The sequence below is a fragment of the Tepidimonas fonticaldi genome, from assembly GCF_001675355.1.
In the GTDB taxonomy this organism is placed as follows: Bacteria; Pseudomonadota; Gammaproteobacteria; order Burkholderiales; family Burkholderiaceae_C; genus Tepidimonas; species Tepidimonas fonticaldi.
The window spans coordinates 1-25,628 of sequence record NZ_LZDH01000015.1; the positions used below are offsets into that span (position 1 = coordinate 1).

A 25,628-nucleotide genomic window follows, 5' to 3' on the forward strand; every position below is an offset into this window, starting at 1 on the left:
ATGGAAGTAGAGGACGAAGCCGAAATGGTGCGAGTCAGCCGAACCGCCAAACCAATCGTAACCGGCGTGGAAATGTTCCGCAAGCGGCTCGACCAGGGCCAGGCGAGCGCAAACGTCGGCATTCTGCTGCGCGGCACCAAGCGCGAGGAAGTCGAGCGCGGCCAAGTGCTGGCCAAGCCCGGCTCCATCACGCCGCACACCCACTTCACCGGCGAGGTGTACGTGCTGTCCAAGGAAGAAGGCGGCCGCCACACCCCGTTCTTCAACAACTACCGGCCGCAGTTCTACTTCCGCACCACCGACGTCACGGGCTCCATCGAGCTGCCCAAGGACAAAGAGATGGTGATGCCGGGCGACAACGTCTCGATCACGGTCAAGCTGATTGCGCCGATCGCGATGGAAGAAGGCCTGCGCTTTGCGATCCGCGAGGGCGGCCGCACCGTCGGCGCCGGCGTCGTCGCCAAGATCATCGAGTGATAGTGTTGGCGTGGCCGATCAGCCCCCTGGTCGGTCGCTGAAGGGGTATAGCTCAATTGGCAGAGCGTCGGTCTCCAAAACCGAAGGTTGGGGGTTCGATTCCCTCTGCCCCTGCCAGCCGGTGACAAGCGCCACAGCGCCGGCGATGTTGTTCAAGCCCGCCCGTGTCCTCGGACCGCAGCGGGCTTGTGTTTCTGGTGCGCGGCGTTTGCTGCGCAGCTCAAGCTTCTGAAGGTGTGAGGGCGATGGCCTCAACGGATGTCGAAACCGTCAGCAGCGGCGCGGACAAGGCGAAGCTGGCTGCGGCTGCTCTATGTGTGGTGCTCGGGTTCGTGGGCTTTTACTGGCTGGCGGCCCAGGGCGCTTGGGCGCAATGGGCGGTGTTGCTGGTGGCGGTCGCGCTGGCGCTGGGCATCGGTGCCACGGCCACGCCGGGCCAGCGGCTCATCGGCTTTGGGCGCGACTCGGTCAAGGAAGTCAAAAAGGTCGTCTGGCCGACCCGCAAGGAGGCGACGCAGATGACCGCGTACGTCTTCGCGTTCGTCGTGGTCATGGCGTTGTTCCTGTGGCTGACGGACAAGCTCCTGGAGTGGGTGCTGTACGGCCTCATCCTGGGTTGGAGGTGAATATGAGCGAATCGAACGCGGCGCCGGCGATGAGCGCCACCCCCGCCGAAGGCATGCGGTGGTATGTCGTGCATGCCTACTCCGGCATGGAGAAGGCTGCCGAGCGCAACATTCTGGAGCGGGTGCAGCGCGCGGGCATGCAGCACAAGTTCGGCCGCATCCTGGTGCCCACCGAAGAAGTCGTCGAGATCAAGAACGGCGTCAAGCGCACGGCCGAGCGCAAGTTCTTTCCCGGCTATGTGCTGGTCGAGATGGTCATGGACGACGACACCTGGCACCTGGTCAAGAACACCAGCAAAGTGACGGGCTTCGTCGGCGGCGCGCGCAACCGCCCGACGCCGATCTCCGAAGAAGAGGTCCAAAAGATCATCGGCCAGATGCAGGAAGGCACCGACCGTCCGCGCCACAAGATCGAGTTCGAGGTGGGCGAGCTGGTGCGCGTCAAGGAAGGCCCGTTTGCGGACTTCAACGGCTCGGTCGAAGAGGTCAACTACGAGAAGAACAAGCTGCGGGTGTCGGTCACCATCTTCGGGCGGGCCACGCCGGTGGAGCTGGAGTTCAACCAGGTCGAAAAGACCTGACGCCTACAGGTTCAAAAAGCGCTATAATATAAAGTTCACCGGCCCGCGCCACGTTAAGCATATGGCGCGGGCTTTCCGCTGTTGAGACCGGCTCGGCGACGGCGGACCGTCCGGCCAGCTTGGGCTGGCTGCGACGGGGCGAAACCGGGTCTTCGCGCGAGGAGGTGCTTGCGTCCGCCGCATGGCGGTTCGCGCGCCGACAGCACTCGCAGGAGCACATCACTCATGGCCAAGAAGATTGTCGGCTTCATCAAGCTGCAGGTGCCAGCGGGTAAAGCCAACCCCTCTCCCCCGATCGGTCCGGCGCTGGGTCAGCGCGGTCTGAACATCATGGAGTTCTGCAAGGCGTTCAACGCCCAGACCCAGGGCGTCGAGCCCGGTCTGCCGCTGCCGGTGGTCATCACCGCCTACGCGGACAAGAGCTTCACCTTCATCATCAAGGCCCCGCCGGCCACGACGCTGATCAAGAAGGCGATCAAGCTGGACAAGGGCTCCTCCAAGCCGCACGCGCAGAAGGTTGGCAAGATCACGCGCGCCCAGCTCGAGGAAATCGCCAAGACCAAGATGAAGGACATGACCGCGGCCGATCTGGAGGCTGCCGTCAAGACCATCGCCGGCTCCGCCCGTTCGATGGGTGTGATCGTGGAGGGCGTGTGACATGGCGAAGCTGACCAAGAAGCAAAAGGCCCTGCAGGGCAAGGTCGATTCGACCAAGCTGTACCCGCTGCCCGAGGCCCTGGCGATCGTCAAGGAGTGCGCGACCGCCAAGTTCGACGAGTCCGTCGATGTGGCCGTGCAGCTCGGCGTCGATCCGCGCAAGTCGGACCAAGTCGTGCGCGGCGCCGTCGTGCTGCCCAACGGTACGGGCAAGACCAAGCGCGTCGCCGTGTTTGCCCAGGGCGCCAAGGCCGAAGAGGCCAAGGCGGCGGGGGCCGACATCGTCGGTTTCGACGATCTGGCTGCGCAGGTCAAGGCCGGCAATATCGATTTCGACGTCGTGATCGCCGCGCCGGACGCGATGCGCGTGGTCGGCCAGTTGGGCCAGATCCTGGGTCCGCGCGGCCTGATGCCGAACCCGAAGGTCGGCACGGTGACGCCGGACGTGGCCGCCGCGGTGCGCAACGCCAAGGCCGGCCAGGTGCAGTTCCGCGTCGACAAGGCCGGTATCGTGCACACCACCATCGGCCGCCGTTCGTTCGACGCCGACAAGCTCCAGGGCAACTTGGCCGCGCTGATCGATGCGCTGAACAAGGCCAAGCCCGCCGCCGCCAAGGGGCAATACCTGCGCAAGGTCGCGGTGTCCTCGACCATGGGCGTGGGCGTGCGCGTCGATCCGCAGACCATCACGGTCGCGGGCTGACAGGAATCGGCGCCGCGCCGCGGGCTCGCCCGGGGTGCGGCGCAGTGGTGGGTTCGCCGTCTTTCCGTCTTTGCGGGGCGGCGAAGCCATCCAAGACCGCTGGTGCGGACGCTCGTCCGCCTAAATGCCGCCCCTTGCGGGTCGGCGGCCAGCGCAGATGGCGATCCCGCCGCGGATGGAATCGGGTGCCGGCTGCGGCCGGTGCGGTTTCCAAAAACGGTTGATCGCTGCAACAGGTGCACGGCCTCCGCCCGGCGGCCGTGTTTTTAAGGAGTCAACCTTGAGTCTGAACCGCAGTGAGAAGCAAGCCGTCATCGACGAGGTGTCGGCGCTCGCCGCCAAAGCGCAGACGCTGGTGATGGCCGAGTACCGCGGCATCACGGTGGCGGACCTCACGAAGTTGCGTGTCGAAGCCCGCAAGGCAGGGGTGTCCGTCAGCGTGCTGAAGAACACCTTGGCCCGCCGCGCGGTGGCCGGTACGCCCTTCGAGGTCGCCGTCGAGCAGATGACCGGTCCGCTCATCTACGGCTTCTCGGAAGACGCCGTGGCCGCCGCGAAAGTGGTGGTCGAGTTCGCCAAGACCAACGACAAGATGGTCCTGCGCGGCGGTGTCTATGCCGGCAAGTCGCTGGATGTCAACGGCGTGAAGTCGCTGGCGAGCATTCCTTCCAAGGAAGTGCTGCTGTCGCAGTTGCTGGGCCTCATGCAGTCGCCGGTGTCCCGCCTGGCGCGCGTCGTGGCGGCCCTGGCCGAGAAGAAGGGCGAGGCGCAGCCCGCCTGATCCGGCCGTCGTCCCCAATCCAACCGTTTTTAGGAAATCATCATGGCATTCGACAAAGACGCATTCCTGGCCGCTCTGGACACCATGACGGTGATGGAGCTCAACGATCTGGTCAAGGCGATCGAAGAGAAGTTCGGCGTGAGCGCCGCGGCGATGGCGGCTCCGGCCGCTGCGGGTGGCGGCGCTGCCGCTCCGGCCGCCGAAGAGAAGACCGAGTTCGACCTGATCCTGAAGGAAGCGGGCGCGAACAAGGTTGGCGTGATCAAGGCCGTGCGCGAGATCACCGGCCTGGGCCTGAAGGAAGCCAAGGACCTGGTCGATGGCGCGCCCAAGACCGTCAAGGAGGCGATGCCCAAGGCCGACGCCGAAGCCGCCAAGAAGAAGCTGGAAGAAGCCGGCGCGAAGGCCGAACTCAAGTAATCGGCTCGCCGTCCAAGGGCTGGAGCGCCTCGCAGGGGCCTCCAGCCTTTGCCGCTTGCAGAGCGCACGGCAAAACGGTCGCCCGACCGCTTTGCCGTGTCTTCTGACCCCGACTGCAGCAAGACCGCTTGGTTCGGGCCTGCGCGCCACGCGCGGGCCGTCCGCCCAGAGACCGGTAGGGGCCGGTCGCCAAGAATTTCCCCGTGGGCGCCCCCGACGGTGCGTTCCACCCAGTCGCCGCAGACCTCAAGCCCGGAGATCTCATGGCCCAGTACTCCTACACCGAACGCAAGCGCATCCGCAAGAGCTTTGGCAGCCGCGACAGCGTGTTGGAAATCCCCTATCTGCTGCAGATGCAAAAGGACGCCTACACCGCGTTCCTGCAGGCGGACGTCCCCCCGCGTGAGCGCAAGCCGGTTGGCCTGCAGGCCGCGTTCGAGTCGGCCTTCCCGATCGTGTCGCACAACGGCTTCGTGGAGATGAAGTTCGTCGAGTACACGCTGGGCAAGCCGGTGTTCGACGTGCGCGAGTGCCAGACGCGCGGTCTGACCTTTGCGTCGGCCGTGCGCGCGCGCGTGCAGCTCATCATCTACGACCGCGAGGCCTCCACGCCGCAATCCAAGGTGGTCAAAGAGGTCAAGGAGCAGGAGGTCTACATGGGCGAAGTGCCCCTGATGACCGACAAGGGCTCCTTCATCATCAACGGCACCGAGCGCGTCATCGTCAGCCAGTTGCACCGCTCGCCGGGGGTGTTCTTCGAGCACGACAAGGGCAAGACGCACAGCTCGGGCAAGCTGCTGTTTTCGGCCCGCATCATCCCCTACCGCGGCTCGTGGCTGGACTTCGAGTTCGACCCGAAGGATCTGCTGTACTTCCGCGTCGACCGTCGCCGCAAGATGCCGGTGACCATCCTGCTCAAGGCCATCGGCCTGACGCCGGAGAGCATCCTTGCCAACTTCTACGTCAACGACCACTTCCGCCTGATGGACAGCGGCGCGCTGATGGCCTTCGTGCCGGAGCGCTTGAAGGGCGAGGTGGCGCGCTTCGACATCACCGACAAGAACGGCAAGGTGGTGGTGGCCAAGGACAAGCGCATCACCGCGCGCCATGTGCGCGAGCTGGAGCAGTCCGGCACCACCCACATCAGCGTGCCGGAGGACTACCTGATCGGCCGCGTGGTGGCCAAGAACATCGTCGATCCGGACACGGGCGAGATCATCGCGCGCGCCAACGACGAGCTGACCGAGACGCTGCTGAAAAAGCTGCGCGCCGCCGGCATCCAGGACCTGCCCTGCATCTACACCAACGAGCTGGACCAGGGTCCCTACATCAGCCAGACGCTGCGCACGGACGAGACGGCCGACGAGTTCGCGGCCCGCGTGGCGATCTACCGCATGATGCGCCCCGGCGAGCCGCCGACCGAGGACGCGGTGCAGGCGCTGTTCCACCGCCTGTTCTACAACCCGGAGACCTATGACCTGTCGCGCGTCGGGCGCATGAAGTTCAACGCCCGCGTCGGCCGCGACACGGCCGAAGGCCCGATGGTCCTCACCAACGAGGACATCATGGCCGTGGTCAAGATCCTGGTGGACCTGCGCAACGGCAAGGGCGAGGTGGACGACATCGACCACCTGGGCAACCGGCGCGTGCGCTGCGTCGGCGAGCTGGCCGAGAACCAGTTCCGCACCGGCCTGGCGCGCATCGAGAAGGCGGTCAAGGAGCGGCTCGGCCAGGCCGAGCAAGAGCCGCTGATGCCGCACGACCTGATCAACTCCAAGCCGATCTCCGCGGCGCTCAAGGAGTTCTTCGGGGCCAGCCAGCTCAGCCAGTTCATGGACCAGACCAACCCGCTGGCGGAGATCACGCACAAGCGTCGTGTCTCGGCCCTGGGCCCGGGCGGTCTGACCCGCGAGCGCGCCGGCTTCGAGGTGCGCGACGTGCACGTCACGCACTACGGCCGCGTGTGCCCGATCGAGACGCCGGAAGGCCCGAACATCGGCCTGATCAACTCGCTGGCGCTGTACGCGCGCCTCAACGAGTACGGCTTCATCGAAACGCCGTACCGCCGCGTGGTGGACGGCAAGGTGACCAACCAGATCGACTACCTGTCGGCCATCGAGGAAAGCAAGTACATCATCGCGCAGGCCAACGCCGAGCTGGACGAGGAAGGCCGGCTGGTCGGCGAGCTGGTGTCGGCGCGCGAGAAGGGCGAGTCGGTGCTGACGACGCCCGACCGCGTGCAGTACATGGACGTCTCGCCGGCGCAGATCGTCTCGGTGGCGGCGTCGCTGGTGCCGTTCCTGGAGCATGACGACGCCAACCGCGCGCTGATGGGCGCCAACATGTCGCGCCAGGCGGTGCCGGTGCTGCGGCCCGAAAAACCGCTGGTCGGCACGGGCATCGAGCGCGTCGCCGCGATCGACTCCGGCACCGTCGTGACCGCCAAGCGCGGCGGGGTGGTGGATTATGTCGACGCCACCCGCATCGTCATCCGCGTCAACGACGACGAGGCGGTGGCCGGCGAAGTGGGCGTGGATATCTACAACCTGATCAAGTACCAGCGCTCCAACCAGAACACCAACATCCACCAGCGCCCCATCGTCAAGAAGGGCGAGCGCATCCACAAGGGCGCGGTGATCGCCGACGGCGCCTCCACCGACCTGGGCGAGATCTCGATCGGCCAAAACATGCTGATCGCGTTCATGCCCTGGAATGGCTACAACTTCGAGGACTCGATCCTGATCTCCGAGAAGGTGGTGGCCGAGGAGCGCTACACCAGCATCCACATCGAGGAGCTGGTGGTGATGGCGCGCGACACCAAGCTGGGGCCCGAGGAAATCACGCGCGACATCCCCAACCTGTCGGAGCAGCAGCTCAACCGGCTGGACGAGTCCGGCATCATCTACGTCGGCGCCGAGGTGCAGCCTGGCGACGTGCTGGTGGGCAAGGTCACGCCCAAGGGCGAAACGACGCTGACGCCCGAGGAAAAGCTGCTGCGCGCGATCTTCGGCGAGAAGGCCTCCGACGTGAAGGACACCTCGCTGCGGGTGGAGCAGGGCAGCCAGGGCACGGTGATCGACGTGCAGGTCTTCACCCGCGAGGGCATCCAGCGCGACAAGCGCGCGCAGCAGATCATCGACGATGAACTCAAGCGCTACCGCCTGGACCTGAACGACCAGCTGCGCATCGTCGAGGCCGACGCCTACGACCGCCTGGAGAAGCTGCTGATCGGCAAGACCGCCAACGGCGGGCCGAAGAAGCTGGCCAAGGGCACGGTGCTGACCAAGGCCTATCTGGCCGAGGTGGACAAGCACCACTGGTTCGACATCCGCGTGGCCGACGACGATCTGGCCGCGCAGATGGAGTCGATCAAGAACGCGCTGGAGGCCACGCGCCACAGCTTCGACCTCGCGTTCGAGGAAAAACGCCGCAAGCTGACCCAGGGCGACGAGCTGCCGGCGGGCGTGCTGAAGATGGTCAAGGTCTACCTGGCCGTCAAGCGCCGCCTGCAGCCCGGCGACAAGATGGCCGGCCGCCACGGCAACAAGGGCGTCGTGTCCAAGATCGTGCCGGTGGAGGACATGCCGTACATGGCCGATGGCACGCCGGTGGACATCGTGCTCAACCCGCTGGGCGTGCCCTCGCGCATGAACATCGGGCAAGTGCTGGAGGTGCACCTGGGCTGGGCCGCCAAGGGGCTGGGCGAGCGCATCGGCGAACTGCTGGAGCGCCAGGCGGCGGTGACCGAGATTCGCGCCTTCCTGGAGCGCATCTACAACGGCGAGGGCCGCCCGGAGCGCCTGGACGAGCTGTCCGACGACGAGATCCTGGCGATGGCGCGCGAGCTGACCAAGGGCGTGCCGTTCGCCTCGCCGGTGTTCGACGGCGCGAGCGAAGCGCAAATCCGCGCGATGCTCAAGCTGGCTTACCCGGACGAGGTGGCCCGCGCCAAGGGTCTGACCGAGAGCCGCACCCAGGTGCAGTTGCACGACGGCCGCACCGGCGATCCGCTGGAGCGCAAGACGACGGTGGGCTATATGCACTACCTGAAGCTGCACCACCTGGTGGACGACAAGATGCACGCGCGCTCCACCGGCCCGTACTCGCTGGTCACGCAGCAGCCGCTGGGCGGCAAGGCGCAGTTCGGCGGTCAGCGCTTCGGCGAGATGGAAGTCTGGGCGCTGGAGGCCTACGGCGCGTCCTACGTGCTGCAGGAGATGCTCACCGTCAAGTCCGACGACGTGCAGGGCCGCACCAAGGTGTACGAGAGCATCGTCAAGGGCGAGCACGCCATCGACGCCGGCATGCCGGAGTCGTTCAACGTGCTGGTCAAGGAAATCCGCTCGCTCGGTATCGACATCGAGCTGGAACGCAACTGATAGAGCCAACCGAGGACGCAAGCCATGAAATCCTTGCTCGACCTGTTCAAGCAGTTCACGCCCGACGAGCACTTCGACGCCATCAAGATCGGTCTGGCCTCGCCGGAGAAGATCCGGTCGTGGTCGTTCGGCGAAGTCAAGAAGCCCGAAACCATCAACTACCGCACCTTCAAGCCGGAGCGCGACGGCCTGTTCTGCGCCAAGATCTTCGGCCCGATCAAGGACTACGAGTGCCTGTGCGGCAAGTACAAGCGCCTCAAGCACCGCGGCGTCATCTGCGAGAAGTGCGGCGTCGAAGTGACCCAGACCAAGGTGCGCCGCGAGCGCATGGGCCACATCGAGCTGGCCGCGCCGTGCGCGCACATCTGGTTCCTGAAGTCGCTGCCCAGCCGCCTGGGCCTGGTGCTGGACATGACGCTGCGCGACATCGAGCGCGTGCTGTACTTCGAAGCCTATGTGGTCGTGGACCCCGGCATGACGCCGCTGAAGAAGTTCAGCATCATGTCCGAGGACGACTACGACACCAAGCGCCGAGAGTACGGTGACGAGTTCGTCGCCAAGATGGGCGCCGAGGGCATCAAGGACCTGCTGCAAAGCATCGATCTGGACACCGAGATCGAGAAGCTGCGCAACGACCTGACCGGCTCGGAGATGAAGGTCAAGAAGAACGCCAAGCGCCTGAAGGTGCTGGAGGCGTTCAAGAAGTCCGGCATCAAGCCGGAGTGGATGATTCTGGAGGTGCTGCCGGTGCTGCCGCCGGACCTGCGGCCGCTGGTGCCGCTGGACGGCGGGCGCTTCGCCACATCGGACCTCAACGACCTGTACCGCCGCGTCATCAACCGCAACAACCGCCTCAAGCGCCTGCTGGAGCTCAAGGCCCCCGAGATCATCGCGCGCAACGAAAAGCGCATGCTGCAGGAGGCCGTGGACAGCCTGCTCGACAACGGCCGCCGCGGCAAGGCGATGACCGGTGCCAACAAGCGCGCGCTGAAGTCGCTGGCGGACATGATCAAGGGCAAGAGCGGCCGCTTCCGCCAGAACCTGCTGGGCAAGCGCGTGGACTACTCGGGCCGCTCGGTGATCGTGGTCGGCCCGACGCTGAAGCTCCACCAGTGCGGCCTGCCCAAGCTGATGGCCCTCGAACTGTTCAAGCCGTTCATCTTCGCGCGGCTGGAGCAGATGGGCATCGCCACGACGATCAAGGCGGCCAAGAAAGAGGTCGAGGCCGGCACGCCGGTGGTGTGGGACATCCTGGAGGATGTCATCAAGGAGCACCCGGTGCTGCTCAACCGCGCACCGACGCTGCACCGTCTGGGCATCCAGGCGTTCGAGCCGGTGCTGATCGAGGGCAAGGCGATCCAGCTGCACCCGCTGGTGTGCGCGGCGTTCAACGCCGACTTCGACGGCGACCAGATGGCCGTGCACGTGCCGCTGTCCATCGAGGCGCAGATGGAAGCGCGCGTGCTGATGCTGTCGTCGAACAACGTGCTGTTCCCGGCCAACGGCGAGCCCTCCATCGTGCCGTCGCAGGACGTGGTGCTGGGCCTGTACTACGCCACGCGCGAGCGCATCAACGGCAAGGGCGAGGGCATGGTCTTTGCCGACGTGGCCGAGGTGCAGCGCGCGCTGGACGCCGGTGTGGTGGAGCTGACCAGCCGGGTCAGCGTGCGCCTGACCGAGTGGCTCAAAAACAAGGAAACCGGCGAACTGGAGCCGGTGACCAAGCTGCGCGACACGACGGTGGGTCGTGCGCTGCTGTCGCAAATCCTGCCCAAGGGGTTGCCGTTCGAGCTCATCGACAAGCCGCTCAAGAAAAAAGAGATCTCCAAGCTCATCAACGCCTCGTTCCGCAAGTGCGGCCTGAAAGAGACGGTGGTGTTTGCCGACAAGCTGCTGCAAAACGGCTTCCGGCTGGCCACGCAAGCCGGCATCTCGATTTGCATCGACGACATGTTGGTGCCGGCCGAGAAGCAAGCCATCATCGAGCGCGCCGAGGCCGAGGTCAAGGAGATCGCGCAGCAGTACGCCTCGGGCTTGGTGACGGCAGGCGAGCGCTACAACAAGGTGGTGGACATCTGGGGCAAGGCCGGTGACGAGATCTCCAAGGTGATGATGGAGCACCTGAAGAAGGAGAAGGTCATCGACCGCCATGGCAACGAGGTCGAGCAGGAGTCGTTCAACTCCATCTACATGATGGCCGACTCCGGCGCGCGCGGCTCGGCGGCCCAGATCCGCCAGCTCGCGGGCATGCGCGGCCTGATGGCCAAGCCCGACGGCTCGATCATCGAGACGCCGATCACCGCCAACTTCCGCGAGGGCCTGAACGTTCTGCAGTACTTCATCTCGACGCACGGCGCGCGTAAAGGTCTGGCCGACACGGCGCTCAAGACTGCCAACTCGGGTTACCTCACGCGCCGTCTGGTGGACGTGACGCAGGACCTGGTCGTCACCGAGGAGGACTGCGGCACCGCCAACGGCACGCTGATGCGCGCCATCGTCGAGGGCGGCGAGGTCATCGAGAGCCTGCGCGAGCGCATCCTGGGCCGCACCACGGCCGAGGACATCGTCGACCCCGAGACGCAGCGCGTGCTGGTGGCCGCCGGCCAGATGCTGGACGAGGATGCGGTGGACCTGATCGAGCAGGCCGGTGTGGACGAGGTGCGCGTGCGCACCGTGCTGACCTGCGAGACGCGCTATGGCGTGTGCGCGCGCTGCTACGGGCGCGACCTGGGCCGCGGCGGGCTGGTCAACGTCGGCGAAGCGATCGGCGTCATCGCCGCGCAGTCGATCGGCGAGCCGGGCACGCAGCTGACCATGCGCACCTTCCACATCGGCGGTGCGGCGTCGCGCGCGGCGGTGGCCTCCAGCGTCGAGGCCAAGTCCAACGGCGTGGTGGGCTTCAACAGCACGATGCGCTACGTCACCAACGCCAAGGGCGAGCTGGTGGTGATCGCGCGCTCGGGCGAAATCATCATCCACGACGACAACGGCCGCGAGCGCGAGCGCCACAAGGTGCCGTACGGTGCGATCCTGGCGGTCAAGGCGGATCAGCGCGTCACCGCCGGCACCATCCTGGCCAACTGGGACCCGCTGACGCGCCCCATCATCACCGAGTTCGCCGGGGTGGTGAAGTTCGAAAACGTCGAGGAAGGCCTGACGGTGGCCAAGCAGGTGGACGAGGTCACGGGCCTGTCCACGCTGGTGGTCATCGACCCCAAACGGCGCGGCTCGACCAAGGTCGTGCGCCCGCAGGTCAAGCTGATCGACGCCGAGGGCAAGGAGGTCAAGATCCCCGGCACCGACCACGCGGTGACGGTGACGTTCCCGGTCGGCGCGCTGATCCAGGTGCGCGACGGCCAGAGCATCCACCCCGGCGAGGTGCTGGCGCGCATCCCGGTGGAAGGGCAGAAGACGCGCGACATCACCGGCGGTCTGCCGCGTGTGGCCGAGCTGTTCGAGGCGCGCTCGCCGAAGGACAAGGGGATCCTCGCCGAGATCACCGGCACGGTGTCGTTCGGCAAGGAGACCAAGGGCAAGGTGCGCCTGCAGATCACCGACCCGGATGGCAAGGTCTGGGAGGAGCTGGTGCCCAAGGAAAAGAGCATCCTCGTGCACGAAGGCCAGGTGGTCAACAAGGGCGAGCTCATCGTCGACGGCCCGGCCGACCCGCAGGACATTCTGCGCCTGCTGGGCATCGAGGAGCTGTCGCGCTACATCGTCGATGAGGTGCAGGACGTCTACCGCCTGCAGGGCGTGAAGATCAACGACAAGCACATCGAAGTGATCGTGCGGCAGATGCTGCGCCGCGTCGAGGTGGACAACCCCGGCGACAGCCACTACATCGCCGGCGAGCAGGTCGAGCGCTCCGAGATCCTCAACACCAACGACGCACTGCGCGCCGAGGGCAAGACGCCGGCGACCTTCCGCAACCTGCTGCTGGGCATCACCAAGGCCTCGCTGTCGACCGACTCGTTCATCTCGGCCGCATCGTTCCAGGAGACGACGCGCGTGCTCACCGAAGCCGCCATCATGGGCAAGAAGGACGAGCTGCGCGGCCTGAAGGAGAACGTCATCGTCGGCCGCCTGATCCCGGCCGGCACCGGCATGGCGTTCCACGAGGCGCGCCGCGCCAAGGAGCGCATGGACGAGGAGGAGCGCCGCGCCATCGCCGAGGCCGACGCGCTGTCGATGGCCGGCGGCGACGCCGACGACGAGACGGCTTGACGCCCCCCCTGTCTGACCTCATGGCCGCGGCCGCGCGCTGCGTGGCCGGCGTGCACGCCGGCCGCTCGCTGGCCGATCTGTTGCCCGCGGTGCCGGCGCCGCTGCGCCCCGGCACCCAGGCGCTGGTGTTCGACACCTTGCGGCGCGCGGGTACGGCGCGGGCATTGGTCGGGGCCCTGGCCGAGCGGAAACCGCCACCCCCGGTGGCCGCGCTGCTGGAGGTGGCGCTGGCGCTGCTGCTGCAGGGCACCGCCTATGCCGCGCACACCGTGGTCGATCAGGCCGTGCAGGCCCTGCCGCGGTTGCGTGCGCCGGCGCTGCGCGGCTTCGTCAACGCCTGCCTGCGGCGTTTTCTGCGCGAGCACGACGCCCTGCTGGCCCGCGCCCAAGCCACGCCCGAGGGGCGCTGGAATCACCCCGATTGGTGGGTGCAGCGCCTGCAGCAGGACTACCCCGACCAGTGGGCCGCGGTGTTGGCGGCCGATGATCGGCCCGCGCCGATGGTGTTGCGCGTCAACCGCCGTCAGACGTCGCGCGAGGCGTATCGGGCGCGGCTGGCGGCGCTTGGCTGGGCGGCCGACCCCATCGGGGCCGACGGGCTGGTGCTGGCCGATCCGGTGCCGGTCGAGCGCCTGCCCGGGTGGGGGGAGGGGGCCGTTTCGGTGCAGGACGGCGCAGCGCAGCTCGCGGCGCCTCTGCTGCTGGGGGACGGTCTGCCCGCCGGCGCCCGGGTGCTGGATGCCTGCGCCGCCCCCGGCGGCAAGACGGCCCACCTGCTGGAGTGCGCCGATCTGGACCTGTGGGCGCTGGATGCGGACGGCGCGCGCGCCGAGCGCATCCGCGACACGCTGCGCCGGTTGCGCCTGCCTGCGGCGGGGCAGGTGCGTGTGCTGACGGCGGATGCCGGCACGCCAGCCGATTGGTGGGACGGTCGGCCGTTCGATGCGATTTTGCTCGATGCGCCGTGCAGCGCCTCGGGCATCGTGCGGCGCCACCCGGATGTGCGCTGGTTGCGCCGACCTGGCGACATCGACCGTCTGGCGGCCGAGCAGCGGCGCCTGCTGGCCGCCTTGTGGCCCTTGCTGGCCCCCGGCGGGCGGCTGCTCTACGCCACCTGTTCCGTGTTTCGGGCCGAGGGGGCGGATGTCGTGACCGACTTCCTGGCCCGCCATCCGCAGGCTCGGGCGCTGCCCGCCCCCGGTCATTTGCTGCCCGGCGGGCTGGCGGCCGATGCGACGGATACCACAGCCGGCTTCGTCTCCGCGCACGCCATGGGCGACAATGCGCGGCGTGGCATGGATGGATTTTTCTACGCCTTGCTCGCCAAGGGGTGAAGGGCTTTGCGCCGGTGCCGCGTCCGTCGGGATGCGGCGCCGCGCCGCGCTGCGCGCCATCGCCGGCGGGGCGGTGGCGTTGGCGGCGACCGCGCTGCCCCCGCGCCGGGGCTGGGCCGCGCCCGAAGGCGATGCGGCGCACTGGCGGCTGGAGCGCACGCCCGATGCCCTGTACCTGTCGGCGCGCGTGCCGCTGGAGCTGCCGGCGCAGTTGACCGATGCGTTGCACCGCGGTGTGCCGCTGCACTTCGTCTGGCGGGCCGAACTGCGCCAACCCCGCTGGTACTGGACCGATCGGCAGTTGGCCAGCGTCGTGCGCACCGTCCGGCTGGTGTATCAGCCCCTGACCCAGCGCTGGCGGCTGAGCGTGCACGAAGGCGGGGCGCACGACGACGCCGCGGCGGCGGGTGCGCTGCATCGCAGCCTGGACACCCTGGGCGAGGCGCTGGCGCTGGCGCGCTCCGTCCAGCGCTGGCGGGTGGCGTCGGCCGCCGGCCTGCGCGGGGACGAGCGGCTGGAGGCGGAGTTTCGCCTGGACACCGGGCAGCTTCCCCGCCCGCTGCAGATATTGCCCGGGTGGGCGAGCGAGCCGCCCCTCGGCTGGCACGCGGTGTTCAAGGTGCCCGCCGCCCCCGGGGGCGAGGTGCTGGAGCCCACGGAGGCCCGTGAATGAGCAATGCCCGCGAGCGGGACGCGGTGCGGGCGCGCAACCTGCGCTGGTTTCTGGCGCTGGGGCTGCTGTTCATCCTGGGCGTCGGACTGGTGCTGTTCTATCTGCTCACCCTGGCTACCGATCACCGCGCCGTCAAGCCTGAAACCTATACCCGGCTGCTCATCCTCAACCTGGGCGTGGCGGCCACCCTGGCCGGTGTGCTGCTGTGGCTGGCCGCGCGCCTGATCGTGCGGCTGCGGCGCGGCCGTTTCGGCAGCGGGCTTTTGCTCAAGCTGGCGGCGATCTTCGGTCTGGTGGGGGTGGTGCCGGGGGCCTTGATCTACGTCGTCTCGTACCAGTTCGTCAGCCGCGCCATCGAAACTTGGTTCGACGCGCGGGTGGAGACCGCCCTGCGCGCCGGGCTGGAGCTGGGGCGTACCGCGCTGGACACCGTGAGCGCCGAGTGGGCCACCAAGACGCGCGGCCTGGCCGCCTCCATTGCCAACAGCGGCGACGGCGCTGCGGGGGTGGCCTTGGAAGGCTGGCGCGATCAGAGCGGGGCCACCGACGTCGTGCTGTGGAATGCGCAGGGCCGTGCCATCGCGAGCGCCGGCGAGTCGCGCTTCCGCCTCGCGCCGGAGCGGCCGTCGCCGACCCAGTTGCGTCGCGCCCGCTCGGAACGGGTGGTGACCTGGATCGAGGGTTTGGAGGAGCTGGAAACCCTGTCCGATCCGCGGGAGGTGATGAGCCTGTCCGCCGCCGCGCTGCCCCGCGTGCGTGTGCTGGCCTATGTGCCCGCCGGGGGCTTTTCTTTTGGGCTGGAGCCCCGCTATCTGCAGGTCACCGCTGCCATGCCGCCTGCGCTGGTGGCCAATGCCTTGGCCGTGCAGGCCGCCAACCGCGAGTACCAGGAACGCGCGCTGGTGCGCGACGGCTTGCGCAGCATGTACATTGGCACGCTGACCCTGGCGCTGTTTTTGGCCGTGGCCGGGGCGGTGTTGCTGGCGGTGTTGCTGGGCAACCAACTCGTGCGGCCGCTGCTGCTGCTGGCCGAGGGCATGCGCGACGTGGCCCGCGGCGACCTGGGGCCCAAAGTGGCCCTGCCCGCGCGCGACGAACTGGCGGGGCTGACCCGCACCTTTGCCCACATGACGCAGGAGTTGGCGGACGCCCGGCAGGCCGTGCAGGCCTCCATGCAGCAGGTGGACGCCGCGCGCGCCAGCCTGCAGACGCTGCTCGACAACCTCACCTCGGGCGTCATCGTCATGGCGCCGGACGGCCGCCTGCGCAGCGCCAACCCCGGCGCGGCCCGCATCCTGCGCGTGCCCTTGGGCGACCATTTGGGGCAACCACTGGAATCGATCCCCGAGCTGCAGCCGTTTGGCGCCTGGGTGCGGGCGCAGTTTGCACGCTTCGTCGCGGACCCGGAAGGTACCACCGAGGGAGCGCACTGGCAACAACCGCACGAGCTGCTGGCCCCGAATGCGCCGAATGCGGCCCAGGCCCCGGCGGCGGCCCGCACCCTGATCGCCCGCGGGGCGCTGCTGCCCGGTGGCGACCATCTGCTGGTGTTGGATGACGTGAGCGACATCATCTCGGCTCAGCGCGCCCAGGCCTGGGGTGAGGTGGCCCGGCGGCTGGCGCACGAAATCAAAAATCCGCTGACGCCCATCCAGCTTTCCGCGGAGCGGCTGGCCCTCAAGCTGGAGCCGCGCTTGCAGGGGCCCGATCTGGCCATGCTGCAGAAGTCGGTCAAGACCATCGTCGATCAGGTCGAGGCCATGAAGCGCCTGGTCAACGAGTTTCGCGACTACGCCCGCTTGCCGGCGGCGCAGCTGGCCCCGCTGGATCTGGCCCCGCTGCTGCGCGAAATCGTGGCCATGTACGAGGCCTCTGCCGTGCCGGTGCGGCTGGACCTGGACCCCGCATGCCCCCCCGTGCTGGCCGACGCCCAGCAGGTGCGCCAGGTGGTGCACAACCTGGTGCAAAACGCGCAGGACGCCACCACCCCGGCCAGTGGTGGCGGCGTCACGCTGCGCACGCGCGTCTCCGACAACGGGCAATGGGTGCGGCTGCAGGTGATTGACGAGGGACCGGGCTTCGCCGAGGCGATTCTGCAGCGCGCCTTCGAGCCCTACGTCACCACGAAGCCCAAGGGCACCGGGCTGGGCCTGGCGGTGGTCAAGAAAATCATGGACGAGCACGGCGGGCGCGTCGAGCTGCTCAACCGCCGCGACGGCGACCGAACCCTGGGCGCACAAGTCTCGCTATCATTCAGGGTTGCAAATATGCAACAGATTCCACAGGGGGCTCCCACCAACGGGTGACTGCAGACGATGGCAAATATTCTGGTCGTCGACGACGAACTCGGTATCCGCGAGCTGCTGTTCGAGATTCTCAATGACGAAGGCCACGCGGTGGAGCTGGCCGAGAACGCCGCGCAGGCGCGCGCGCAACGCCATCGCTTCGTCCCGGACTTGGTGTTGCTCGACATCTGGATGCCGGATACCGACGGCGTCACCCTGCTCAAGGAATGGGCCACCTCCGGTTTGCTGACCATGCCCGTCATCATGATGAGCGGGCACGCGACCATCGATACGGCCGTGGAGGCCACGCGCATCGGCGCCATGGCCTTTCTAGAAAAGCCCATCACCCTGCAAAAGCTGTTGCAGGCGGTCGAGAAGGGGCTGGCGCGCGGGCCGTTGCGCGCAGCGCGCTCGGCCGGGGTGCCCAATGGGGCCGCCCCGTCGGGCGTGGGTGGTACTGCCGGTGGCGCTGGCATGGCCGCGGATGGGCAGGCCGCAGCGCCGGGGGGCGCCACGGGGACGGCGGCGGCCGGCGCTCAAGCGGGTGCGGTGGCCGTGCCGGCGGCGGGCGCCGGTTTGCAGACGCTCGACCTCGACGCTCCCCTGCGCGAGGCCCGCAACGCGTTCGAGAAGGCGTACTTCGAGTTCCACCTGGCCAAGGAGCACGGCTCCATGACCCGCGTGGCCGAGAAAACGGGGCTGGAGCGCACCCACCTGTACCGCAAGCTTAAGCAGTTGGGGGTGGATCTGTCCCGCGCCAAGCGCAACGGGGCGTGAGGGCGCGATCTTCCGCTATAATGCGGGTTCTGTTGGCCCGGTAGCTCAGTTGGTAGAGCAGCGGATTGAAAATCCGCGTGTCGGTGGTTCGATTCCGCCCCAGGCCACCACCATTCAGCGCCCAACCGTTCTCGGTTGGGCGTTTTCGTTTCCGGGTTCCCCGACACCGCGCGGGGTTCCGGGCCGTTCCGCCTGCGCCGCGCCCCACTGCCGGGGGCGGCTGAATGGGGCAGGTTCGACTCCGATCTGCCCTCTCTTCTCTCGAAACCTGCGCCAACTTCTTGGCGCAAGCGCACGCAAGCGGCCTTGCGCCACCGTGACTTACACCTGCGTCACGCAGAGCAGTTGCCCATGGCGCTTGCTCGGGTGTCAGCCCGGTCGGTTCAACAGCGATCGGGGCCATTGCCTCTGCGAAAGCGCACAGACCAAAGGCACTTGGGCTGGCTCGCCCCAACTGCTTCACCTCATCAGGTTCCGCCTGGGAACTCCAGGCAGAACCGGGTCCTGCCCTGCGCGGACGTCACGCTGATCGATCCTCCATGGGTTTGCATAATGGCGCGGGTAATCGCCAATCCCAGCCCTGCGCCGTCGGTTTCCGGATGTGACCGCGATGGGTCAGCACGGTAAAACCGATCGAACAGGCGCGGCAGTACCCTCGGGTCGATGTCCTCGCCGGTGTTCTCGACGCTCACCCGGGTGGCTTGGGAAGACTGGCTGATCTCGATCGTGACCTCGCCATGTGGCGGGGTGTGGCGCAGCGCGTTCGAAAGCAGATTGCTCAGGGCACGGCGGAACATCAAGCGATCACCGACGATCTCGCCCTCACCACGCTGAGCCAGTCTGACGCCCTTCTCCTCGGCGACCGCCTCATAGAATTCGATCAGGGCGTGCGTTTCCTCGGCTGCCGAGAAACGTTCCCGGTTCGGCAGCATCATCCCGCGTTCGGCCTTGGCCAGGAACAGCATATCGGACACCATGCGGCCCAGACGCTGCAGTTCCTCGGCATTGGAAGCCAGAATCTCCCGGTAGGTATCGGCATCCCGCCGGGTAGCCAACGCGACCTGGGTCTGGGTCAGCAGGTTGCTCAGGGGGGTGCGCAGCTCATGCGCCAGATTCGACGAGAACTCCGACAGTCGCGTGAACGCGTCTTCCAGCCGGTCCAGCATCTTGTTGAGTTCGTGAGCCAGATCGGCCATTTCGATGGGTACCGCCTCGACGGGCATGCGCTGGTGCAGCTGCTGGCTCGTGAGCGTGGTGGCTCTGGATTTCATGGCACGCAATGGCGCCAGCCCCTTGTACGCGGCAAACCAGCTCAGCAAGCCACAGATGACGATCGTCACGACGGCATAGGTCATCAGGGTGCGCCGCAACTTCAGCATGAACCGTGTGTGATGCGCCGTGTCCATGGCAACGAGGATGTCCAGCCGCGTCGTTGCGTCATAGGCTGGAATAACCCGGACAAGCATCCCGCGAAACGCCTGCCCTTCGTCGGCCCAATGGATCAGCGCGTCGTTGCCGTTGCCTTCATCCGCCGGTGACAGTTCGCGCGGGAGGCGAAATCCTTCGGACTGGAAGAGCGTTTCACCTTTCGAATCATGGACGCTGACGTACAGCCCGTGATGGTGGCTCAATGCCTCACGCAGCAGCCACTTGGCGTCCTCGGCCGAATTGGATCGCGCCAAAATATCCTCGATCAGGTGCTGCTTGTCCTGCAGTGCCATGTGATCCAGCTCGATGAAATGCCGCTCGGATGCAGCGATGACCAACAAGGCCAATCCAAACACCACAGCCCCAGCCGCCAACGTAAAGAAGAGGGTGAGCCGGGTCGTCAGTGACAGGGAGCGAAACATTCAGCGCTCCTCCGGTGCTTCCAATACGTAACCCATGCCACGTACGGTGTGGATCAGCTTGACCTCATGACCCTCATCAATCTTCGCGCGCAAGCGCCGGATGGCCACCTCGATCACATTGGTATCGCTGTCGAAATTTATGTCCCAGACCTGCGAGGCGATCAGCGAGCGGGGCAGGACCTCGCCATGACGGCGCATCAGCAGTTCCAGCAAGCCGAACTCTTTGGCCGTCAGGCTGATTCGTCGCCCGCCGCGTGAAACGCGTCGGCGCAGCAGGTCCAGTTCGAGATCGGCCACGCGCAGCACGGTGCTCTCGTTGCCACTGCGCCCCCGGCGCAGGATCGTGCGCACGCGGGCCAGCAATTCGGCAAAGGAGAAAGGCTTGACCAGATAGTCGTCCGCACCGAGTTCAAGGCCTTTGACCCGGTCTTCCACCTGATCGCGTGCGGTCAGGAACAGCACCGGCATCTGCAGGCCGCGATGGCGCAAGGACTGCAGTACCTGCCAGCCGTCGAGGCCGGGCAGCATCACATCCAGGATGACCAGGTCGTACTCGCCCTGCAAGGCCAGGTGCAGACCATCGGCGCCGTCTTGCGCCAGATCGACCACGAAACCCGCTTCGCTCAAGCCTTGACGCAGGTAGTCGCCCGTTTTGGGCTCATCTTCAACGATCAGTATCTTCATGAGGGTGCTCGGCCATATCGAATAGCCGCTAGTGTGACGATTTTGGGTGCACCTGACATGAAGATAACAAAAATGTAATCGGACGAACAGCATCCTGACAGGGGTGGCTCCATAGCATCTCACCCACGACTTCAGTAACTCATCGCGAGAAGCCCATGTCATCTTTGAGTCCGTTTCATTTGCCATTGCCGTTGATGCCCTCGCGGCGGCGTTTCGTGCGCGGCTTGGTCGCCGGCGGCGTGATGGTCGGCCTGTCACCCTGGGTGCGTGCTGCGGCACAGGGGCTGGCCGACACGCGCACGGGTGCAGCGCCCGTGCTCAGCGGCACGAACATCGACCTGGTGGTTGCCGAGTCGCCGGTCAACTTCACCGGCAGGCCAAGGATGGCGACCACCATCAACGGCTCCATCCCGGCGCCAACGCTCAAACTTCGGGAAGGCGACACGGTCACCATCCGCGTCACCAACCGCCTGCGCGAGGCCACCTCGATCCACTGGCACGGGATCATCCTGCCCTACCAGATGGACGGGGTGCCTGGGGTCAGTTTCCCGGGCATCGCCCCTGGCGAAACCTTCACCTACCAGTTTCGCCTCGAACAAACCGGCACCTACTGGTATCACTCGCACTCCGGCATGCAGGAGCAGACCGGCATGTACGGGGCCTTGATCGTCGAGCCGCGTGAGGCAGACCCCATCCGCGCCGACCGCGACCATGTCGTGCTGCTGTCCGACTGGACCGACGAAGACCCCATGCGGGTGCTCGCCAAGCTCAAGGCGCAAAGCGACTACTACAACTTCAATCAGCCGACGGCGATCGATTTTTTCCGTGACGTGGCCGACATGGGGCTCTCCCGCGCACTGGACAAACGTGCGATGTGGAACCAGATGCGGATGAACCCGACCGACCTGGCCGATCTCTCGGGGGCGACATTGACCTACCTGATGAACGGCGTCACCCCTGCCGGCAATTGGACTGGCCTGTTCCGGCCGGGCGAGCGCGTGCGTCTGCGGTTCATCAACGGCGCGGCCAACACCTTCTACGACGTGCGCATCCCGGGGCTCAAGATGACGGTGGTGCAAAGCGACGGGCAGAACGTCGAGCCCGTCACCGTCGATGAGTTCCGCTTCGGGCCGGGCGAGACCTACGACGTGATCGTCACGCCCCGAGAGGACGCCTACACGATCTTCGCGCAATCGATGGATCGAACCGGCTTCGCCCGCGGCACGCTCGCGGTGCGCGAGGGCTTGAACGCCGCCGTGCCTGCTCTCGATCCCGTCGAATGGCTCACCATGGCCGACATGATGGGCGCGATGGACCACGGCGCGATGGGGCATGGCGGCTCGGCCATGGGCGCGATGGACCACGGCGCGATGGGCCACGACATGCCGGGCATGAAGCACGACATGTCCGGCATGAACCATGGCGCGATGGCCATGGATCACGGCCAGCACGCGATGCATGGCATGACAGGCGGCGCGATGGCCAAGCCCAGCGCCACGGTCCGTCACGCACGCACGGAATACGGCCCAAGCACGGATATGCGGGTGGACATGCCGCGCACCAATCTTGACGATCCGGGCATTGGCCTGCGCAACAACGGCCGGCGCGTGCTGACGCTGGCCGACCTCAAAACGATCGGCGGCCCTCTCGATCCTCGCGGGGCCGAGCGCGAGATCGAGCTGCACCTCACCGGCAACATGGAGCGCTATACCTGGTCGCTCGACGGCCTCGAGTTCGGCAAGAGCACGCCGGTGCATCTGAAGTACGGCGAGCGGGTGCGCGTCATCCTGCACAACGACACGATGATGACGCACCCGATGCATTTGCATGGGCTGTGGAGCGAGGTGGAAACGCCCGACGGGCAGTTCCTGGTGCGTCGCCACACCATCCCGGTGCAGCCCGCGCAGCGCGTCAGCTTCCTCGTGACCGCCGACGCCCTGGGGCGTTGGGCCTGGCACTGCCACCTGATGTTGCACATGGACATGGGCATGTTCCGCGTGGTGGTCGTGTCATGAAACTCATCCCAAGTAGATTCGCCATGAAACCCTGCTCTCTCTTCACTGCGGCGCTGGTGCTGCTCGGTGCGGCGCCCGTCTGGGCGCAAACAACGATGGAAGGCGGCGCCCATGCCGCGCACTCGGGCGCGGCTGCCGCCCCAACGCGCGCCCCATCGTCCGCGAACGCCACCATGGACCACGGCAGCATGCGCATGCAAGGCGGCCCCGCCCCCGCCGATGCCCGCGATCCGCACGCGTATGCCAATGGCTTGACCTTGGAGTCGGGCCCGTACGCATTTCCTGGGCCACGGCAACTGCGGCTGTCCGATGAACATGCGTTCGGCAGCGTGCTCCTCGATCGCCTGGAGCGCGTCGACACGAAGGACGGCAACGCCACCGCCTATGAGGCGCAAGCCTGGTTCGGCGGCACCTACGACCGCCTGGTCCTCAAGGCCGAGGGTGACGTCGCCAAAGGCAAACTGGAGGAGGCACGCACGGAGGTCCTGTGGGGCCATGCGATCGCCTCGTACTGGGACACCCAACTCGGGGTGCGGCTGGACAGCGGCACGGGGCCTGACCGGACTTGGCTCGCTGTGGGCATCCAAGGGCTCGCCCCGTACTGGTTCGACGTCGATGCCACCGCCTACGTCGGCAGCTCGGGACGCACGGCACTGCGCCTGTCGGGCGAGTACGAACTCCTGCTCACCCAGCGCCTGATTCTGCAGCCCCGCATGGAAGTCAATCTGTATGGCCGGCGCGATGAAGCGCGTGGCCTGGGCAGCGGGCTGGCCGATGCCACCATAGGGCTGCGCCTGCGTTACGAATTCTCGCGCCAGTTCGCGCCCTACGTCGGCGTCGAATGGGCTCGCAAGTTCGGACAGACCGCCGATTTTGCGCGCGCCGAAGGACAGCGTACCCGGGAAACGCGTTATGTGGCGGGTGTGCGGCTGTGGTTCTAGAAGCCGCCACGCGCAACTCCGATCTTATTCACCAACCCTAAGGAGAAACCGATGATGAAGAAAACCCTGAGCGTTTTGATGCTGACCGCCTTGCCTGTGTTGGCGCTGGCCGGTGGCGGCCATCAGGGCGGCCATGGCATGGCCGGGCACGACATGCAAGGCATGCACGGTTCGATGCACGGTGGCGCATCACACTCCAACGTCGGCAAACCAGGCGATCCCGCCAAGGTCGACCGCACCATCGAGGTGGTCATGGACGACTCGATGCGGTTCACGCCCGCCACCATCACGGTCAAAAAGGGCGAGACGATCCGCTTCTTTGTCAAAAACGCGGGCAAGGTGCCGCATGAAATGGTGGTCGGCTCCTTGCAGGAGCTCAAAGAACACGCTGAGATGATGCGCAAGATGCCCCAGATGCAGCATGCCGAGCCGAACATGGTGACGCTCCAGCCTGGCCAGCGCGGCGGGCTGGTTTGGCAGTTCGATCAGCCCGGTACGGTGGACTTCGCCTGCCTCATCCCCGGCCATATGGAAGCGGGCATGGTGGGCAAGATCGTCGTCGAATAAGCAGCGTCACCGGGGGTCCTTGTCATGCACCAAACCGTTGATCAACCGTTCCCTCGGCGGCGCAGGCTGCTGCTGGCGGTGCTTGCGCTGAGTCTTCCCTCCCTGGCACCAGCCGCCGCACCGCAGACGCTTGCCGTGCAGGTGTGGAAGGACCCGAACTGTGGGTGTTGCAAGGACTGGATTGCCCACCTGGAGAAAAGCGGATTCCGCGTGAGTGCCGTCGACCAGGGCAACAGCGCAGCCCGCACTCGCCTCGGGATGCCGCAGAAATTCGGTTCCTGCCATACGGCCCTGATCCAGGGCTATGTGATCGAAGGCCACGTACCCGCAACGGACATCCAGCGGCTGCTCAAGGAAAAGCCCCAAGCCCTGGGCTTGGCGGTGCCGGGCATGCCCATTGGTTCACCCGGCATGGACGGGCCGGTGTATGGCGGCCGACGTGATGCCTACCAGGTCTTGCTGGTTGGGAAAGACGGGTCGGCACAAGTGTTCAGTTCCCATCCATGAAGAAACCCCTCACCCGGCGATGAGCGCGACGCATCATGATCACCACCCCGACACGCGTGGCTCGTCCGGCCTGAGCCGGCGTGTCAGGATCGCGTTGCTGATGGTTGCCCTCATCGGCGGCTTCTATCTGCTGCGCGAGCACTGGATCCATGTCGCAGGCAATTGGGTATACCTGTTGCTGCTGGCGTGCCCGCTGATGCACCTGCTGCATGGCCACGGTGGCGATGGCGGGCATGGTGCGCCGCCCGACAAACCCGCCAACAGGGAGGCGTGAAGTCATGGACCTGCGATCAGACCACGAACACCGCCGACACGCCCATGACCACCCGAGCGCACTGCAGTGGGCCGAAGGTCTGAAGGACCCTGTCTGCGGCATGGACGTTACCGCGCAGTCCGAGCACCACGTCGAGCACGCAGGCCGACTCTTTTACTTCTGCAGCGCCAAGTGCCGGGCGAAGTTCGTCGCCGAGCCGGCGCGCTATGCCTACAGCGGCCATGAGCCTTCGTCTGTCGAAGCGCCGGCGCTGGCGGCAGGCACGATCTACACCTGCCCCATGCACCCCGAGATCCGGCAGGATCACCCCGGCTATTGTCCGAAGTGCGGCATGGCGCTGGAGCCGGTGCTGCCGGATCTCGAAGGAGAAGAGAGTCCCGAGCTGCGCGATTTCCAGCGCCGCTTCTGGTGCACCCTGCCGCTGACCGTCATGGTCACTGTGCTTGCCATGTTCGGCCACCAGTTGCATTGGTTCGAGGCGCGCACACAGACCTGGATCGAACTCGTTCTGTCCCTGCCCATCGTCCTGTGGGCGGGTCGGCCGTTCTTCGTGCGCGGCTGGCAGTCCGTGGTCCATCGCAGCCCGAACATGTGGACCCTGATCGGGCTGGGCACCGGGGCGGCGTTCGTCTACAGCGTGGCGGCGACCGTGGCCCCACAACTGTTCCCGGACTCGTTCGTGTCCATGGGACGGGTCGCGGTGTACTTCGAGGCGGCGGCGGTGATTGAACCGCCCCGGGAATCTGAGAGGCGATTGGGTTTGAGTATCAGGCGGTCTCCGGCTTGTGCTGGAGCTGCCGCCAGTAGTTTGCCTCAGCCTCGGCGGGCGGAATGTGGCCGATGGGTTCCAGCAATCGCTCGTGGTTAAACCAG

Annotated in this window: 20 protein-coding genes, 2 tRNA genes and 1 pseudogene; 21 read left to right on the top strand and 2 right to left on the bottom strand. The window is 66.6% G+C overall.

The annotated features are described in order from the left end of the window. The 15 genes from A9O67_RS02785 (at nucleotide 1) to A9O67_RS02855 (ending at nucleotide 18,027) form a co-directional block, all read left to right on the top strand. Nucleotides 1-477: an EF-Tu C-terminal domain-related protein gene (locus A9O67_RS02785; RefSeq protein WP_082955306.1), complete on the top strand. Its 477-nt coding sequence runs from the start codon at nucleotides 1-3 to the stop codon at nucleotides 475-477. A 41-nt stretch (nucleotides 478-518) separates the two neighbouring features. Further along, nucleotides 519-594 (top strand) — tRNA-Trp (locus tag A9O67_RS02790). Between the two features lie 128 nt (nucleotides 595-722). After that, on the top strand, nucleotides 723-1,103 hold the full coding sequence (gene secE, locus A9O67_RS02795) for a preprotein translocase subunit SecE (protein WP_068607168.1): 381 nt from the start codon (nucleotides 723-725) through the stop codon (nucleotides 1,101-1,103). Between the two features lie 2 nt (nucleotides 1,104-1,105). Then, the gene (gene nusG / locus A9O67_RS02800; protein WP_068607170.1) at nucleotides 1,106-1,684 is read left to right on the top strand and encodes a transcription termination/antitermination protein NusG; all 579 of its coding nucleotides are present in this window, start codon (nucleotides 1,106-1,108) and stop codon (nucleotides 1,682-1,684) included. Between the two features lie 225 nt (nucleotides 1,685-1,909). Beyond that, nucleotides 1,910-2,341 carry a 50S ribosomal protein L11 gene (rplK, locus tag A9O67_RS02805; protein WP_068607172.1) on the top strand — a complete coding sequence of 144 codons (432 nt, stop codon included), beginning with the start codon at nucleotides 1,910-1,912 and terminating at the stop codon, nucleotides 2,339-2,341. Nucleotide 2,342: 1 nt separating this feature from the next. Further along, nucleotides 2,343-3,044 carry a 50S ribosomal protein L1 gene (gene rplA, locus A9O67_RS02810; RefSeq protein ID WP_068607173.1) on the top strand — a complete coding sequence of 234 codons (702 nt, stop codon included), beginning with the start codon at nucleotides 2,343-2,345 and terminating at the stop codon, nucleotides 3,042-3,044. Nucleotides 3,045-3,324: 280 nt separating this feature from the next. Next, on the top strand, nucleotides 3,325-3,825 hold the full coding sequence (gene rplJ, locus A9O67_RS02815) for a 50S ribosomal protein L10 (protein WP_068607175.1): 501 nt from the start codon (nucleotides 3,325-3,327) through the stop codon (nucleotides 3,823-3,825). 42 nt (nucleotides 3,826-3,867) lie between these two features. Further along, nucleotides 3,868-4,245, top strand: coding sequence for a 50S ribosomal protein L7/L12 (rplL, locus tag A9O67_RS02820; protein WP_068607177.1), 378 nt, complete (start codon nucleotides 3,868-3,870; stop codon nucleotides 4,243-4,245). 263 nt (nucleotides 4,246-4,508) lie between these two features. Beyond that, on the top strand, nucleotides 4,509-8,624 hold the full coding sequence (gene rpoB, locus A9O67_RS02825; protein WP_068607178.1) for a DNA-directed RNA polymerase subunit beta: 4,116 nt from the start codon (nucleotides 4,509-4,511) through the stop codon (nucleotides 8,622-8,624). Between the two features lie 24 nt (nucleotides 8,625-8,648). Beyond that, complete coding sequence (gene rpoC / locus A9O67_RS02830; RefSeq protein WP_068607181.1) at nucleotides 8,649-12,848, top strand: DNA-directed RNA polymerase subunit beta'; 4,200 nt, start codon at nucleotides 8,649-8,651, stop codon at nucleotides 12,846-12,848. Further along, nucleotides 12,845-14,182, top strand: a complete 1,338-nt coding sequence (gene rsmB / locus A9O67_RS02835) for a 16S rRNA (cytosine(967)-C(5))-methyltransferase RsmB (protein WP_231960180.1) — start codon at nucleotides 12,845-12,847, stop codon at nucleotides 14,180-14,182. Before rpoC ends, rsmB begins: the two co-directional genes overlap by 4 nt. A gap of 31 nt (nucleotides 14,183-14,213) precedes the next feature. After that, nucleotides 14,214-14,855 carry a DUF4390 domain-containing protein gene (locus tag A9O67_RS02840; protein ID WP_068607185.1) on the top strand — a complete coding sequence of 214 codons (642 nt, stop codon included), beginning with the start codon at nucleotides 14,214-14,216 and terminating at the stop codon, nucleotides 14,853-14,855. Beyond that, nucleotides 14,852-17,161 (top strand): ATP-binding protein, encoded by a 2,310-nt coding sequence (locus A9O67_RS02845; protein ID WP_068607186.1) that lies wholly within the window; start codon nucleotides 14,852-14,854, stop codon nucleotides 17,159-17,161. The genes A9O67_RS02840 and A9O67_RS02845 overlap by 4 nt, the downstream gene beginning before the upstream one ends. Before the next feature lie 9 nt (nucleotides 17,162-17,170). Then, nucleotides 17,171-17,917: a response regulator gene (locus A9O67_RS02850; protein ID WP_068607188.1), complete on the top strand. Its 747-nt coding sequence runs from the start codon at nucleotides 17,171-17,173 to the stop codon at nucleotides 17,915-17,917. Nucleotides 17,918-17,951: 34 nt separating this feature from the next. Beyond that, nucleotides 17,952-18,027 (top strand) — tRNA-Phe (locus tag A9O67_RS02855). Between the two features lie 357 nt (nucleotides 18,028-18,384). On the opposite strand, the gene A9O67_RS02860 is transcribed toward A9O67_RS02855, so the two are convergent. Together A9O67_RS02860 and A9O67_RS02865 are read right to left on the bottom strand one after the other, a co-directional pair. Then, nucleotides 18,385-19,767 (bottom strand): heavy metal sensor histidine kinase, encoded by a 1,383-nt coding sequence (locus tag A9O67_RS02860; RefSeq protein WP_068607190.1) that lies wholly within the window; start codon nucleotides 19,765-19,767, stop codon nucleotides 18,385-18,387. Beyond that, nucleotides 19,768-20,451 (bottom strand): heavy metal response regulator transcription factor, encoded by a 684-nt coding sequence (locus tag A9O67_RS02865; protein WP_068607191.1) that lies wholly within the window; start codon nucleotides 20,449-20,451, stop codon nucleotides 19,768-19,770. Between the two features lie 155 nt (nucleotides 20,452-20,606). On the opposite strand from A9O67_RS02865, the gene A9O67_RS02870 reads away from it, so the two are divergent. From A9O67_RS02870 to A9O67_RS02895, 6 genes and pseudogenes are all read left to right on the top strand, one after another. Further along, on the top strand, nucleotides 20,607-22,466 hold the full coding sequence (locus A9O67_RS02870; protein ID WP_068607193.1) for a copper resistance system multicopper oxidase: 1,860 nt from the start codon (nucleotides 20,607-20,609) through the stop codon (nucleotides 22,464-22,466). Between the two features lie 23 nt (nucleotides 22,467-22,489). Then, nucleotides 22,490-23,407: a copper resistance protein B gene (locus tag A9O67_RS02875; RefSeq protein WP_408033405.1), complete on the top strand. Its 918-nt coding sequence runs from the start codon at nucleotides 22,490-22,492 to the stop codon at nucleotides 23,405-23,407. Between the two features lie 54 nt (nucleotides 23,408-23,461). Then, the gene (locus A9O67_RS02880; protein ID WP_068607201.1) at nucleotides 23,462-23,974 is read left to right on the top strand and encodes a cupredoxin domain-containing protein; all 513 of its coding nucleotides are present in this window, start codon (nucleotides 23,462-23,464) and stop codon (nucleotides 23,972-23,974) included. 24 nt (nucleotides 23,975-23,998) lie between these two features. Continuing rightward, a complete protein-coding gene (locus A9O67_RS02885) occupies nucleotides 23,999-24,481 on the top strand; it encodes a DUF411 domain-containing protein (RefSeq protein WP_068607198.1) in 483 nt (160 codons plus the stop codon). 19 nt (nucleotides 24,482-24,500) lie between these two features. After that, the gene (locus A9O67_RS02890; protein ID WP_019562346.1) at nucleotides 24,501-24,755 is read left to right on the top strand and encodes a DUF2933 domain-containing protein; all 255 of its coding nucleotides are present in this window, start codon (nucleotides 24,501-24,503) and stop codon (nucleotides 24,753-24,755) included. Nucleotides 24,756-24,759: 4 nt separating this feature from the next. Continuing rightward, nucleotides 24,760-25,482, top strand: a pseudogene (locus tag A9O67_RS02895) (heavy metal-binding domain-containing protein); the annotation flags it as partial. Between the last annotated feature and the right edge of the window lie 146 nt (nucleotides 25,483-25,628).

What these genes read in the sequence shown, in the direction of transcription:
- A9O67_RS02860 (WP_068607190.1), bottom strand. Translation starts at nt 19,767, where the DNA reads ATGTTTCGCTCCCTGTCACTGACGACCCGGCTCACCCTCTTCTTTACG.
- A9O67_RS02840 (WP_068607185.1), top strand. Translation starts at nt 14,214, where the DNA reads ATGCGGCGCCGCGCCGCGCTGCGCGCCATCGCCGGCGGGGCGGTGGCG.
- nusG (WP_068607170.1), top strand. Translation starts at nt 1,106, where the DNA reads ATGAGCGAATCGAACGCGGCGCCGGCGATGAGCGCCACCCCCGCCGAA.
- secE (WP_068607168.1), top strand. Translation starts at nt 723, where the DNA reads ATGGCCTCAACGGATGTCGAAACCGTCAGCAGCGGCGCGGACAAGGCG.
- rplK (WP_068607172.1), top strand. Translation starts at nt 1,910, where the DNA reads ATGGCCAAGAAGATTGTCGGCTTCATCAAGCTGCAGGTGCCAGCGGGT.
- A9O67_RS02850 (WP_068607188.1), top strand. Translation starts at nt 17,171, where the DNA reads ATGGCAAATATTCTGGTCGTCGACGACGAACTCGGTATCCGCGAGCTG.
- A9O67_RS02785 (WP_082955306.1), top strand. Translation starts at nt 1, where the DNA reads ATGGAAGTAGAGGACGAAGCCGAAATGGTGCGAGTCAGCCGAACCGCC.
- rpoB (WP_068607178.1), top strand. Translation starts at nt 4,509, where the DNA reads ATGGCCCAGTACTCCTACACCGAACGCAAGCGCATCCGCAAGAGCTTT.
- A9O67_RS02880 (WP_068607201.1), top strand. Translation starts at nt 23,462, where the DNA reads ATGAAGAAAACCCTGAGCGTTTTGATGCTGACCGCCTTGCCTGTGTTG.
- A9O67_RS02885 (WP_068607198.1), top strand. Translation starts at nt 23,999, where the DNA reads ATGCACCAAACCGTTGATCAACCGTTCCCTCGGCGGCGCAGGCTGCTG.
- A9O67_RS02870 (WP_068607193.1), top strand. Translation starts at nt 20,607, where the DNA reads ATGTCATCTTTGAGTCCGTTTCATTTGCCATTGCCGTTGATGCCCTCG.
- rplL (WP_068607177.1), top strand. Translation starts at nt 3,868, where the DNA reads ATGGCATTCGACAAAGACGCATTCCTGGCCGCTCTGGACACCATGACG.
- A9O67_RS02890 (WP_019562346.1), top strand. Translation starts at nt 24,501, where the DNA reads ATGAGCGCGACGCATCATGATCACCACCCCGACACGCGTGGCTCGTCC.
- A9O67_RS02865 (WP_068607191.1), bottom strand. Translation starts at nt 20,451, where the DNA reads ATGAAGATACTGATCGTTGAAGATGAGCCCAAAACGGGCGACTACCTG.
- A9O67_RS02845 (WP_068607186.1), top strand. Translation starts at nt 14,852, where the DNA reads ATGAGCAATGCCCGCGAGCGGGACGCGGTGCGGGCGCGCAACCTGCGC.
- rpoC (WP_068607181.1), top strand. Translation starts at nt 8,649, where the DNA reads ATGAAATCCTTGCTCGACCTGTTCAAGCAGTTCACGCCCGACGAGCAC.
- A9O67_RS02875 (WP_408033405.1), top strand. Translation starts at nt 22,490, where the DNA reads ATGAAACCCTGCTCTCTCTTCACTGCGGCGCTGGTGCTGCTCGGTGCG.
- rplA (WP_068607173.1), top strand. Translation starts at nt 2,343, where the DNA reads ATGGCGAAGCTGACCAAGAAGCAAAAGGCCCTGCAGGGCAAGGTCGAT.